The sequence below is a fragment of the Maribacter sp. MS6 genome (genome assembly GCF_056839185.1).
In genome coordinates this window covers 3,477,279-3,489,539 of sequence record NZ_CM166389.1, presented here as the reverse complement: position 1 = coordinate 3,489,539, position 12,261 = coordinate 3,477,279, and the positions used below count along the sequence as shown (strand labels likewise).

Annotated in this window: 14 protein-coding genes; 12 read left to right on the top strand and 2 right to left on the bottom strand. The window is 37.2% G+C overall.

Going from position 1 to position 12,261, the window contains the following annotated elements:
• Positions 1 to 21 precede the first annotated feature (21 nt).
• The 4 genes from coaD to MS6x_RS15265 all read left to right on the top strand — a co-directional run bounded on the left by coaD (position 22) and on the right by MS6x_RS15265 (position 5,021).
• Positions 22 to 480, top strand: coding sequence for a pantetheine-phosphate adenylyltransferase (gene coaD, locus MS6x_RS15280; protein WP_482603323.1), 459 nt, complete (start codon positions 22 to 24; stop codon positions 478 to 480).
• A gap of 483 nt (positions 481 to 963) precedes the next feature.
• On the top strand, positions 964 to 2,805 hold the full coding sequence (locus MS6x_RS15275) for a PAS domain-containing sensor histidine kinase (protein WP_482603322.1): 1,842 nt from the start codon (positions 964 to 966) through the stop codon (positions 2,803 to 2,805).
• A complete protein-coding gene (locus MS6x_RS15270) occupies positions 2,802 to 3,206 on the top strand; it encodes a response regulator (protein WP_482603321.1) in 405 nt (134 codons plus the stop codon). The genes MS6x_RS15275 and MS6x_RS15270 overlap by 4 nt, the downstream gene beginning before the upstream one ends.
• Positions 3,207 to 3,266: 60 nt before the next feature.
• A complete protein-coding gene (locus tag MS6x_RS15265) occupies positions 3,267 to 5,021 on the top strand; it encodes a M14 family metallopeptidase (protein ID WP_482603320.1) in 1,755 nt (584 codons plus the stop codon).
• A gap of 10 nt (positions 5,022 to 5,031) precedes the next feature.
• Here MS6x_RS15265 and MS6x_RS15260 read toward each other — a convergent pair whose 3' ends face one another.
• Entirely contained in the window at positions 5,032 to 5,622 is a 591-nt protein-coding gene (locus tag MS6x_RS15260) for an NUDIX hydrolase (protein WP_482603319.1), read from the bottom strand.
• 7 nt (positions 5,623 to 5,629) lie between these two features.
• On the opposite strand from MS6x_RS15260, the gene pyrE reads away from it, so the two are divergent.
• Both pyrE and MS6x_RS15250 read left to right on the top strand, forming a co-directional pair.
• Positions 5,630 to 6,274: an orotate phosphoribosyltransferase gene (pyrE, locus tag MS6x_RS15255; protein ID WP_482603318.1), complete on the top strand. Its 645-nt coding sequence runs from the start codon at positions 5,630 to 5,632 to the stop codon at positions 6,272 to 6,274.
• 3 nt (positions 6,275 to 6,277) lie between these two features.
• Complete coding sequence (locus MS6x_RS15250) at positions 6,278 to 6,670, top strand: SRPBCC family protein (RefSeq protein WP_482603317.1); 393 nt, start codon at positions 6,278 to 6,280, stop codon at positions 6,668 to 6,670.
• Here the strand turns inward: MS6x_RS15250 and MS6x_RS15245 are convergent.
• A complete protein-coding gene (locus tag MS6x_RS15245) occupies positions 6,667 to 7,398 on the bottom strand; it encodes a biotin--[acetyl-CoA-carboxylase] ligase (RefSeq protein WP_482603316.1) in 732 nt (243 codons plus the stop codon). The genes MS6x_RS15250 and MS6x_RS15245 overlap by 4 nt on opposite strands.
• Before the next feature lie 91 nt (positions 7,399 to 7,489).
• Here MS6x_RS15245 and rsfS point away from each other — a divergent pair, with 91 nt between their 5' ends.
• From rsfS to MS6x_RS15215, 6 genes are read left to right on the top strand one after another with little or no spacing between them, the layout of a single operon-like run.
• Positions 7,490 to 7,867, top strand: coding sequence for a ribosome silencing factor (rsfS, locus tag MS6x_RS15240; RefSeq protein ID WP_482603315.1), 378 nt, complete (start codon positions 7,490 to 7,492; stop codon positions 7,865 to 7,867).
• A gap of 9 nt (positions 7,868 to 7,876) precedes the next feature.
• The gene (gene ftsH / locus MS6x_RS15235) at positions 7,877 to 9,901 is read left to right on the top strand and encodes an ATP-dependent zinc metalloprotease FtsH (protein ID WP_482603314.1); all 2,025 of its coding nucleotides are present in this window, start codon (positions 7,877 to 7,879) and stop codon (positions 9,899 to 9,901) included.
• Positions 9,902 to 9,938: 37 nt separating this feature from the next.
• Positions 9,939 to 10,550, top strand: a complete 612-nt coding sequence (locus MS6x_RS15230; protein ID WP_482603313.1) for an LUD domain-containing protein — start codon at positions 9,939 to 9,941, stop codon at positions 10,548 to 10,550.
• 1 nt (position 10,551) lies between these two features.
• Complete coding sequence (locus tag MS6x_RS15225; RefSeq protein ID WP_482603312.1) at positions 10,552 to 11,355, top strand: phosphatidate cytidylyltransferase; 804 nt, start codon at positions 10,552 to 10,554, stop codon at positions 11,353 to 11,355.
• Positions 11,345 to 12,028 (top strand): phosphatidylserine decarboxylase family protein, encoded by a 684-nt coding sequence (locus tag MS6x_RS15220; protein WP_482603311.1) that lies wholly within the window; start codon positions 11,345 to 11,347, stop codon positions 12,026 to 12,028. Before MS6x_RS15225 ends, MS6x_RS15220 begins: the two co-directional genes overlap by 11 nt.
• The gene (locus MS6x_RS15215; protein ID WP_482603309.1) at positions 12,003 to 12,260 is read left to right on the top strand and encodes an acyl-CoA-binding protein; all 258 of its coding nucleotides are present in this window, start codon (positions 12,003 to 12,005) and stop codon (positions 12,258 to 12,260) included. The genes MS6x_RS15220 and MS6x_RS15215 overlap by 26 nt, the downstream gene beginning before the upstream one ends.
• Position 12,261 lies beyond the last annotated feature (1 nt).

Genomic DNA, 12,261 nt, shown 5'->3' with positions numbered 1-12,261 from the left:
TTAAACTTACTTCATGGTAGTATGAGACGTGCAATTTTTCCAGGATCGTTTGATCCATTGACCCTAGGCCATTACGATATAATCATGCGCGGCATTACCGTGTTCGATGAGCTAATCATCGCAATCGGTAAAAATGCCGATAAAAATTATATGTTTTCGCTAGAAGAACGAATGCACTTTATCAGCGAAGCGTTCAAAGAGGAAAAGCAAATTAAAGTCTTAACCTATGAAGGGCTTACGGTAGACTTTTGCAAAAAAGTAGATGCCCAATACATTTTAAGGGGACTTCGCAACCCTGGTGATTTTGAATTTGAAAAGGCCATAGCACACACCAATCGTAAACTGTCTGAAATAGAAACGGTCTTTTTACTGACTTCCTCGGGCAAATCGTACATTAGTTCTTCCATCGTTAGAGATGTAATAAGGAACGGAGGAGATTATACCGGATTAGTTCCTGAGTCTGTTCGGGTAACAAAATAATTGCTACAGTCAATATAACAGGTTAGCTGCAGCAAACTGCCAATCCTAAACGCAAATCAATTTACTTACAAGTTCAACTCCATTATTCTACTACAAAGTAAGAAAATACGTTGTAAGAATTTTTGATCATTATTATTTTCCCAAATTTTCAGATATTTTTCACACACAGCCTACTTAGTTGGTTTAAATTTAATAATCCGCTATTAAAGTATGAACGGAAGATAACAAGCGTCTTCCTCTATAATCTGGTTACCCTCGCCAAAACATCATAAAATAGTAAATTATAGGAGATTTAAAGACCCTAAAACAATAACTGAGATACTATAAGTATATGCTCAAACGTATATATTTTTAGAGTCTAAGTTGTTACTATTTGGACAAAAAGTATTGATTTTCGAATAATCACCACAAGTATAAGATAGTTCACAACAAAAATTTATATTATTGAGAAATCCGCGCAATCTTGTAAGAAAATACCACAAAATGTTGACGGACAAAGAGACGCTATCCACTTCATTCTTGATTAAACAATTACCAACCGCTACCCTATTTTTGGATATGAGGCTGCACGTAGTTTACGCATCCGATACCTTAATTTCCTTATTTTGGGAAGAAAAGGTGAATATCGTTGGACAACGTCTAAGCACTATTTTCCCAAACCTCAACTCTAAATGGAACACTGTTTTACTTGACTGTCTTAAAGGCAAATCGAATCCCATGGGGGTTCAAAGTTTTATGGACGCCGAAGGCAATGAAAAGTTTTACCAATGGTCAAACGCCTGTTGGTATGATACCGATGAAAATATTATAGGCGTTATAATACAAATAGACAATATTAGCGCAGCGATAGAAAGTGATTTTGCTTTGGAAAAAGCCAATATTTTGTTGAAACAACAATCTGAACTTTCTAAAACAGGTATTTGGGAATACGACCTACAAAAACAAACAGTGCACTGGTGTACCATGACCAAAGCCATACATGAAGTACCGTTGGACTACATACCCGATATAAATACGGCAATAGAATTTTACAAGAAAGGACATTGCAGAAATGCTATTTCTATGGCCGTCTTTGAAGCTACCGCTAAAGGAAAACCATGGAGCCTAAAACTACAAGTGGTTACCGCAAAAGGAAACGAAAAATGGGTGATGGCCGCAGGAAAACCCATATTTGAAAAAGGAAAAATAGCGAGAATAATGGGTACGTTCCAAGATATAAACGACCAAGTTGTTTCTGAGATAAAAATGAAAGAGGATGCAAAGCTTTTAAAAACCTTGATCGACCACCTTCCTTTAAATGTTTTTATTAAAGATAGGGAATCTCGAAAAATACTTGTAAACAAATCGGAATGCGACTACCTAGGTGTTGCGGACGCTAACGATTTACTGGGCAAAACAGATTTTGACCTTTATCCCTTTGACACCGCAAAAATATCCAGAGACGAGGATTTGAGTGTAATGGAAACATTAACACCAATACTTAGTAAAGAGACTATTAATATTAAAAACGACGGTACGGAAACCGTTTTTCTAAGTTCAAAGATTCCTCTCCTTGATGAAAATGGTCTTGCTACTGGCCTTGTAGGAATCAGTCTGGATATTACGAACTTAAAAGAAAAGGAGCAGGAATTAAGAAACCTCATCAATGTAACGTCTTTACAGAATAAAAAGCTTATAAATTTCGCTCATATTGTTTCGCACAATCTAAGGTCCCATAGCGCTAACTTTTCCATGTTACTAGACTTTTTGGTACATGAGAAAAATGAGGAAGAAAAAGACAAGATTGTGGATATGCTTACAGACGCATCGGACAATCTACTGGAGACTTTAGAAAATCTTAATGAGGTAGTTACCCTAAGCACCAATACACAAGCAAAAAAAGAGACAATAAACTTAAATAAGAAAATATCCGAGATTCAGCAAAACCTAGCCAATATCACTGAAAATAAAAAATTAAGTATCATCAACAACGTATCAAGAGACATCAACATTAGAATAGTGCCAGCTTATTTGGATAGTATTCTAATGAACTTTATAACCAACGGCGTTAAATATAAACATCCGGATAGGGAACCTGTCCTTGAATTCACCACAGAGAAAAAAGATGGGTATAATCTACTTTATATAAAGGACAATGGAATAGGGATAGATTTAGAAAAATATGGAAGCAAACTGTTTGGAATGTATAAAACTTTTCATACGAACAAGGATGCTAGAGGAATAGGACTCTACATCACAAAAAACCAAGTAGAAGCCATGCACGGTAAGATTGAAGTAGAAAGCAAGCTTGGCGAAGGAACCAAATTTAAGGTGTTTTTTAAATGAGAAAAATAAACTTCATTAGTATAGTGGATGATGACCCCATCACCGTATTCGGCATTAAGAAAATGCTGAATTCTACGGTGAAATGTAACGTGGTAGAATCTCACAAAAATGGAAAACTAGCTTTAGAAAGCATAAAAGAGAGTCTAGCAAAAAACGAGCCCCTGCCGGAAATTATATTTTTGGACATTAATATGCCCATTATGGACGGATGGCAATTTTTAACGGAATTCATTACCCTACCCATCACTACAATAGTGAAGATAAACATCGTAACCTCCTCCATAGACCCTTACGATCTTGAGCAATGGAATTTTTTCAAGAATAAAACCGACCATGTCATTACCTTTAATAACAAACCTATAAAAAGAATGGAAATGGCCGAAATTACCAAAGTGGCATAATCCTAATCACACTATTCTGGTTTTATTTACTTTTACGTTTGATATTTTGAACAAGCGAACATGAAACCATGCAACCTTCGATTATTTTTAGCACTGATTACCGTTTTTTTCATCTCCTGTGATGAACAAACAGGAGATAAGAAAGTTGAACTTGTAACACCTTTTGAAACATCAAAGGGTATGGAAACGGCAACCTACGAACAGGTCATCGCATTCTATATAGAATTGGCGAAAGAATTTCCAGAAATTAACATCCAAACCATTGGCAGCACTGATAGCGGTAAGCCTTTGCACATGGTAACCTATAACCCCGATAGTGATTTTAACTTTAAAAATATTAGGAAAGAAAAGACCGTAATTCTAATAAATAACGGCATTCACCCTGGTGAAAGCGACGGGATAGATGCCACTATGTTACTATATAGGGACTTGGCCAATGTGAAAATAAAAACACCAAAAAACACGGTTTTGGTGACTATACCCATTTACAACGTAGGCGGCTCCCTAAACAGAAATACGGCAACAAGGGCAAATCAAAATGGCCCTTCTTCTTATGGTTTTAGGGGAAATGCACGAAATTTTGATCTGAATAGGGATTTTATTAAAAGCGATACCAAGAACGCCGAGTCCTTTGCGGAAATATTTCATATGGTACAACCAGACCTTTTCATAGATAATCATGTAAGCAACGGAGCAGATTACCAGTACACCCTTACGCACCTATTTACCCAACACAATAAACTGGGTGGTGAAGCGGGCAACTACGTGCATGATGTACTTATGCCGGCATTACAAGATTCCCTTTCAAATGCCAACTGGGAAATAACGCCCTATGTAAATGTATTTAACAGAACACCAGAAACAGGTTTTCAGCAGTTTATGGATCACCCAAGATACTCCACTGGCTACACCACTCTTTGGAACACCCTTGGCATGATGGTAGAAACGCACATGTTAAAACCGTACAAGCAACGTGTGGACGGAACCTATATGCTTATGAAGAAGATGATAGGCATCGCCGAAAAAGACGGAAAACGCATTAAAGAAATTAGAGCGAATACCCTTGTTAAGCAATTAAATCGAGATTATTATCCAATCGGTTGGCAAGTAGACACTACAAAAAACTCGGAACTTAATTTTAAAGGATATGAAGCGGATACAATTCTAAGTGAAATCACGGGCTCTAACAGGTTAAAATATAATCGGAATATGCCTTTTACAAAAAAGGTGGTTTATCAAGATTATTTCATCCCGTCAGACTCGGTAAAAGTGCCTAAGGCATACATCATTGGAAAACAGTGGACTAGGGTACTAGACTTGCTCAAAAGGAATAAAATAGCATTTACTACTATTAAAAAAGATACGCTAATTGAGGTGGAGACTTACAGAATAGATTCATACGAAACTGCAAACAAGCCTTATGAAGGCCATTATTTGCATTACAATACGAATATCAATACCGCCATGAGTAAACAAAAAGTATACTCAGGTGATATTTTAATTTTAACAAACCAGCCCAGTATTCGGTATATATTGGAAGTTCTTGAGCCAACGGCGGTAGATTCCTTTTTTAATTGGAATTTCTTTGACACAATTTTACAGCAAAAAGAAGGTTTTTCTCCTTATGTGTTTGAAGATACAGCAGCACTTATGCTAGAAAAAGATTCGGTTCTTAGAAACGAATTCACCTTAAAAAAACAAACAGAAAAAGAATTTTCGGAAAATTGGTATGCTCAACTTAGCTGGCTTTTTAAACGTTCTAAACATTACGAGCAAGCACACATGAACTATCCTGTTTATCGTTTGCTGAAATGATAAGATAAAACTAATCTCCTTCAAATAAAATCTTAATATTGGCGTAGGAATTCTGAAGTGCAATCCTAATCTTGTCGGGCCCTTTCCACTTCACCTTTACGATACCTTCCTTTTTTTCGGGTTTTAGTTTACCATCATATTCGGTTTTCATGGCGTACCAATGCACCTGTTTTAGGGTGGGCATACCATTATTATTAAAAACATGATAGGTTGTCCTTAAAAAATTTTCGATACGTAATCCGGCAACACCGGTTTCCTCCATTACTTCACGGATAGCACAATCCTCAATGGATTCCCCTTTATCAAGCTTTCCTTTGGGCAAATCCCATTTATCATTTCTATAAATGAACAACACTTTTCCTGCGTCGTTTGTTACTACACCACCCGCTGCAACTATCAAAGGTATTTCTTTTGTAAATTTCTTTAGAATTTCCTCGTGATTCGGATGATAAATATAGGCCTCTGCCAACTTTTTTTTTCTCAAAGCTTTTATAGCTCCTAATATGGCCTCCTTATTCAACGGAAAATACTCCCCGTTGGCAGTTTCCGACAGTTTATTTGTTAAAATCAAAGGCAGTTCATTAACAAAAACTTTATACATTTGCGTTATGGTTTTAGATAAGAATACCGCAAAAAAAACAGCAGAGCTTCTATTGCAAATTAATGCAATAAAATTGAAACCGGAAAATCCTTTCACATGGGCTTCTGGATGGAAATCTCCCATTTATTGCGACAATAGAATTCTGTTATCCTACCCATCTATACGAAACTTCGTAAGGGATGAAATGGCGAAGCAGGTAGAAACACTTTACGGCAAACCAGATATTATTGCCGGTGTAGCAACCGGGGCGATTGGTATTGGAGCTCTGGTAGCAGATGCGCTAGGCTTGCCATTCATTTATGTGAGGCCAGAGCCGAAATCGCATGGAAGAAAAAACCAAGTAGAAGGCCATTTGGAAAAAAACCATACCGTTGTGGTCATAGAGGACCTAATCAGTACCGGCAAAAGCAGTCTTAATGCAGTTGAGGCGCTAAGGGAAGAGGGAGCAAAAGTGAAGGGAATGTTAGCAGTTTTCACCTATGGTTTTGAAACGGCCACGAAAAACTTTCAGGAAAGAGATGTAAAACTAAACACTCTTAGCAGCTACGAATATCTAATAGAACAAGCTTCCGAAACGGGCTATATTAAAGACAATCAACTAAAAGCATTAACGGAATGGAGGGTCGCTCCTTCTAAATGGAAACAACAATAGCATATGTTTATAGAAACACCAAAGACTACAATATCTAGAAGTGATAAAGAAACTTTTGAATTCCTAAACGACCTTGCAAATTTTGAAAAATTAATGCCGGACAATATTGATAAATTTCAAGTATTGAACGAAAATAGATTTCTTTTTGCGTTGAAAGGAATGCCAGAAATAGTTTTGGAGAAAAAAGAACAAACACCACCAAACAAAATGGTATTGGGTGCTGCAAGTGAAAAACTCCCATTTACGCTTTCCGCGGATATCACGGGGATCAATGAAAGCCAAAGCGAAGTATTATTGAGTTTTTCAGGAGAGTTTAATGCTATGATGGCCATGATGATCAAAAATCCAATCACTAACTTCATGAATACACTTTCTACCAATCTGGCTAAGATTTAATAGTGTAGCTTAATCTCTTTTAATCCATATTCCTTAACGGTATCGTCTTCTAGAATAAGTTTTAGCTTACCCTCTTTTGTGATTCCTTTAATGATAGCCGTAAACAGTGGACCGGTTGGCTCTTGAAATGTCGCTGGACTATCTTTTTTAAAAAGCACTCTTTCGTACTGAGCAATTATGGTATCCCAATGCAACGAACCTATTTTGTTCAGATAGCGATGTAAATTAGTTAGAATGTTCTGTAAAAGTAGGTCCAGATCAATTTCTCTGCCCAACAGCAACTTTAATGATGAAACTTTTGCCTGATTGGAAAACAAAATTTGGTTTACGTTGAGACCAATTCCAATCACAGAAGTTTTGATTTGGCTGCCCGCAACACTATTTTCTATTAATATGCCACAAATCTTAGAGGTCCCTGACAGAATGTCGTTAGGCCATTTCAGGCGTAGTCGAGGTAGACTTAAATCTGAAAGCACTTCATAAACTGCGCACGAAACACACAAGCTTATTAAAAAATGGTCATCCAAGGACAATGTATTATACCGCTTTAAGACACTAAACGTCAGGTTCTTACCAGGCTCCGACTCCCAGGAGGCGCTTACTTGCCCCCTCCCCTTAGTTTGGGCATTTGCCGTTACCACGGTAAAATCAGAAGGGCTGGCCATGGTCATTAGCTCCTTAAGATAGGTGTTTGTAGATTCCGTGGCACTAAGTTTGATTATTTTCATTTCCGGACGCTTTTAGCAATCTATAATCTATTGTTAAAAACTAGGGCTAAAAGAACAAAAAAATAATAACTTTGTAAAAATAAATTTTTGAATGCAGAATAGGAAAAATGGTGCAGACGAGTTAATTGCATTAATTTTACAAGGAATAGAAGAAGTAAAAGGACAACAGATAAATTTACTCGACCTTAGAAATATAGAAAACACCGTTTGTGACTATTTTATCGTATGTAACGGTACTTCCAACACGCATGTAAATGCAATCGTAGGTTCTATCCAAAAAACAGTTAGTAAAGCAATACATGACAAACCTTGGCACGTAGAAGGTGAAGCTAATGCCGAGTGGGTACTTATGGACTATATTAATGTTGTGGTTCACGTATTTCAAAAGCAGATTCGTGAGTTTTATGATATAGAAGGCCTATGGGGCGACGCGAAATTTACAACGATAGATAGTAGCATTAATAATTAAAAAAATAAAATGGCTAAAGAAAATAGTACAAATCCTAAAAAACCAAAATTCAGTACTTGGTGGGTCTATGGATTGGTAGCAGTATTGCTTATCGGTTTCCAATTTCTGAACAGTGACAATCTAGCGAGTATCGAAAAAACGACTACTTCTGAACTACAGGAGTACTTACGTAACGGCGATATCGACAAAATACTGATAATTACAAATACTAACCAGGCAAAAGTCTTTCTTACCGAAGAAGCACTAACAAAAGCTGTTCATAAAAATGTAACCGAGAAACCATTCTTACCTTCTTCTGGACAAGTACCTCAGTATACCTTGGATTATGGCGATCTTCAAATATTTCAAAATGAAATAACCGAAATCAAAAAGGAAAATAATTTAGAAACTATAGTAGAGTTTGGTAAAGAATCTACTGCAATCTTGGATTTTCTGTTATCCTTATTGCCTTTTGTGCTTATTATAGGAATTTGGATTTATCTCATGCGGAGAATGTCCGGAGGCGGCGGAGGCGGCGCCGGTGGTCAAATTTTCAATATTGGAAAATCCAAAGCAAAACTTTTTGACGAAAAAACGGATACAAGAACATCGTTTAAAGATGTAGCAGGTTTAGAAGGAGCAAAAGAGGAAGTAGAGGAAATTGTTGAATTTCTCCGGAATCCTGATAAATACACATCACTTGGAGGTAAAATTCCTAAAGGAGCATTACTAGTAGGACCTCCAGGAACAGGAAAAACCCTTTTGGCCAAAGCAGTAGCAGGAGAAGCAAAAGTTCCTTTCTTCTCGCTTTCAGGGTCTGATTTTGTTGAAATGTTCGTAGGTGTGGGAGCGTCTAGGGTACGTGACCTTTTTAAACAAGCAAAAGATAAATCGCCAGCTATTATTTTTATTGATGAAATAGATGCCATTGGTAGAGCAAGAGGAAAAAACAATTTTACAGGTTCAAATGATGAAAGAGAAAACACATTGAACCAATTGTTGACCGAAATGGACGGTTTTGGAACTAACACCAATGTAATTGTCCTAGCCGCAACAAACCGCGCTGACGTGCTGGATAAAGCACTTATGCGTGCCGGTAGATTTGATAGGCAGATTTATGTAGACTTACCGGATATTAGGGAACGTAAAGAAATATTTGAAGTTCATTTGAGACCTATCAAAACCTTAGAAACACTAGATTTGGATTTCTTGGCAAGACAAACACCGGGGTTCTCAGGTGCAGACATTGCAAACGTTTGTAACGAGGCGGCCTTAATTGCAGCAAGGAAAGAGCAAAAGGCAGTAGGCAAGCAAGATTTCTTGGATGCCGTTGACAGAATCGTTGGTGGGTTGGAAAAAAAGAATAAAATCATTACTCCAGGAGAGAAAGAAACCATTGCATACCACGAAGCTGGCCATGCAACCACCAGTTGGATGTTGGAACATGCGGCACCTTTGGTTAAGGTTACTATTGTTCCAAGGGGGCAATCCTTAGGTGCCGCTTGGTATTTACCGGAAGAACGATTGATAGTTAGGCCGGAACAAATGTTGGACGAAATGTGTGCCACTATGGGCGGTCGCGCAGCCGAAAAAGTTATTTTCAATAAAATATCAACGGGAGCGTTAAGTGACTTAGAGAAAGTAACGAAACAAGCGCGTGCCATGGTTACCATCTATGGTTTAAATGACAAAATAGGAAATATCACTTATTATGATTCTTCTGGTCAGGATTCCTACGGATTTTCCAAACCTTATAGCGAAGAAACGGCTAAGACCATAGACGAGGAGATTTCGAAAATTATAGAAGAACAATACCACCGTGCTATAAAAGTACTTACGGATAATAAGGACAAACTTACTACCTTAGCGGAAAGGCTGTTGGAAAAAGAAGTTATCTTCAAAGAGGACTTGGAAAAAATATTTGGAAAAAGACCTTTTGAAAAGGACTTACTAGCTCAAAAAGAGAGAGATGCCGAAGATGTAGCTAGAGAGGAAAAGGCCAAAGCAGATAGAGAACAGGAAGCAGAAGAAAAAGAGGTAGAAGGAAAGGAATAGCTTAAAATTGGTATAGATATAAGTTTTAAAGGATTAAATGGGGCTCTTAGATATTTTATTTGGCGGTGGCAAGAAGAAAGTTTCAAAGGAAACTGCTGAAACACGCGGCCAACATATGCCCGATTTAAACCTTCCAGTAGACGAGAAATTTACCATTCATTTTAAACAAAATGGTGGTAAATTTCTTTACTGTGTCTCGTTAGATGAGATATCATCAGCAATTGAAAATATCGTAGCGGAGAATAATTGGACAGATGTTCCTTTCTTTGCAATGGATGACCGGTTGATTTCAAAATTCGAAAAAGAATCTATTGTTTTTACAGACAAGGCAAAAAATAGTGAAGTATTTTTCACAACATGCGAACATCTAATAGCGCAAAATGGCAGCATTCTCGTTTGTTCAAATCAGCTCCATGAGAAAAAGGTAAGTGAACTTCCAAGTAATGTTGTTGTCTTTGCTACAACAAGCCAATTGGTAGAATCAATAGGAGAGGGTTTAAAGGCCATCAAGAAAAAATATGGCCCAAAAATACCCACTAATATTACCACTTTAAAACACTTTAAAGCCACTCAAGAAAATTCAGATGACTTTCTAACTTACGGAAGTAGTACTAAAAATCTCTATCTTTTACTTCTGGAAGATTTATAGTATGAGCGAAATTTTACGAAGGGCATTAACTGGAGCGGTCTACATTATCCTACTGCTGTCTGCTGTTTTTTTAAACTCAGATGCTTTTGATTTTCTTTTTATGACCTTTGGGCTAGCCTGCCTCTACGAATACAAGAAACTAGTTCAATTAAAAGGATATCACATTTTTGCGGCATATTTGGCTTTATGGTGGGCTTATATTTATTTGGTAAACGACCAAATACTTATTAACATATTAATGCTCATCACTATTGCTGTTGACTGTTATCTTCTTTTTTATCTTTTTTCTAAAAAGAACAAAAACTTCAAGACTTTTGAAAAATTTATTATAGGCCTTTTTTATATAGGCGGAGGATGCATTTTTCTCACCATGATCCCCTACAAGAATGACGCGTTCGCCAAACTTTTGATTATGGGTATTTTTATTTTAATTTGGGTAAATGACTCGTTTGCCTATCTTGTAGGTAAAAGCATAGGCAGAACAAAACTATTTTCTGCGGTTTCTCCCAAAAAAACCATTGAAGGAACATTGGGAGGCTTTATCTTTGCCCTAGGAGCCGCCTACATTATGAGTACACAAGAAAAATTAATCACTCCTTGGCAATGGATGACACTTGCCTGTGTAATTGTAATAGCCGGAAGCCTTGGAGACCTGATAGAATCTAAGCTAAAAAGGGCAGCCGGCGTTAAAGATAGCGGCGCCATATTACCTGGTCATGGAGGAATGCTAGATAGGTTGGACAGTTTGGTATTCGCTGCGCCATTTGCATATTTAACCTTAAATATATTTACTTATGTTTCATAGAGAGGGGCAGTATATTATCTTGACAACCTTTTTCGTAGTGGGTATAGGAGCTCTTTTGGCTCATTTTTTTATTGACACCCTCTGGCTAAAATGGTGTGTTCAATTGATTTTGCTTTTCATATTGATAATGATTCTACAATTTTTTAGAAACCCGACGAGAAGGGCGAATAAAAGTTTTGATGAAATACTTTCTCCTGTAGACGGCAAAGTAGTGGTTATTGAAGAGGTTATGGAAACAGAATACTTTAACGAAATGCGAAAGCAAGTGTCTATTTTTATGTCTCCAATCAACGTTCATGTTACTAGATACCCAGCTAGTGGAACTATAAAGTATTCTAAATATCATCCTGGAAAATACCTTGTTGCCTGGCATCCTAAATCTAGCGAAGAAAACGAAAGGACTACTGTCGTTGTTCGTACACCTAAGTTTGGTGATGTTCTATTTCGCCAAGTTGCAGGAGCCTTGGCACGCCGGATCGTAAATTACGCCGAGGAAGGAGAACCTGTGCAACAGGGCGATGACTCCGGATTTATAAAATTTGGATCTAGGGTAGACCTTTTCTTACCTTTGGATTGCGATATCAATGTTAGTTTAAATCAAAAAGTAAAAGGAGCGCATACCTGCATTGCAACTTTTGTAAATCCAAATGAAAAAGAAGAAGCTACATACTAATTTTGAAAGTGCAGTAGCATTTGTAAACGGATATACCAGCCCCATACCCGCAGATGTACTTCTAAAACTATATGCTTACTACAGAATTGCCAATGAAAATTTTGACAATCCTGGCAGTAAGACTCCCTTAATTAATGCATTTAAGGCCAATGCGCTCATACAGGCACAAAATATCGATGGCGAAGAGGCAATGAAATCCTATATTAAGCTAGTGAATTCTGAGTTAAGATAGA

What these genes read in the sequence shown, in the direction of transcription:
- MS6x_RS15220 (WP_482603311.1), top strand. Translation starts at nt 11,345, where the DNA reads ATGTTTCATAGAGAGGGGCAGTATATTATCTTGACAACCTTTTTCGTA.
- MS6x_RS15230 (WP_482603313.1), top strand. Translation starts at nt 9,939, where the DNA reads ATGGGGCTCTTAGATATTTTATTTGGCGGTGGCAAGAAGAAAGTTTCA.
- coaD (WP_482603323.1), top strand. Translation starts at nt 22, where the DNA reads ATGAGACGTGCAATTTTTCCAGGATCGTTTGATCCATTGACCCTAGGC.
- pyrE (WP_482603318.1), top strand. Translation starts at nt 5,630, where the DNA reads ATGGTTTTAGATAAGAATACCGCAAAAAAAACAGCAGAGCTTCTATTG.
- MS6x_RS15245 (WP_482603316.1), bottom strand. Translation starts at nt 7,398, where the DNA reads ATGAAAATAATCAAACTTAGTGCCACGGAATCTACAAACACCTATCTT.
- rsfS (WP_482603315.1), top strand. Translation starts at nt 7,490, where the DNA reads ATGCAGAATAGGAAAAATGGTGCAGACGAGTTAATTGCATTAATTTTA.
- MS6x_RS15225 (WP_482603312.1), top strand. Translation starts at nt 10,552, where the DNA reads ATGAGCGAAATTTTACGAAGGGCATTAACTGGAGCGGTCTACATTATC.
- MS6x_RS15260 (WP_482603319.1), bottom strand. Translation starts at nt 5,622, where the DNA reads ATGTATAAAGTTTTTGTTAATGAACTGCCTTTGATTTTAACAAATAAA.
- MS6x_RS15250 (WP_482603317.1), top strand. Translation starts at nt 6,278, where the DNA reads ATGTTTATAGAAACACCAAAGACTACAATATCTAGAAGTGATAAAGAA.
- ftsH (WP_482603314.1), top strand. Translation starts at nt 7,877, where the DNA reads ATGGCTAAAGAAAATAGTACAAATCCTAAAAAACCAAAATTCAGTACT.
- MS6x_RS15265 (WP_482603320.1), top strand. Translation starts at nt 3,267, where the DNA reads ATGAAACCATGCAACCTTCGATTATTTTTAGCACTGATTACCGTTTTT.
- MS6x_RS15270 (WP_482603321.1), top strand. Translation starts at nt 2,802, where the DNA reads ATGAGAAAAATAAACTTCATTAGTATAGTGGATGATGACCCCATCACC.
- MS6x_RS15215 (WP_482603309.1), top strand. Translation starts at nt 12,003, where the DNA reads ATGAAAAAGAAGAAGCTACATACTAATTTTGAAAGTGCAGTAGCATTT.
- MS6x_RS15275 (WP_482603322.1), top strand. Translation starts at nt 964, where the DNA reads ATGTTGACGGACAAAGAGACGCTATCCACTTCATTCTTGATTAAACAA.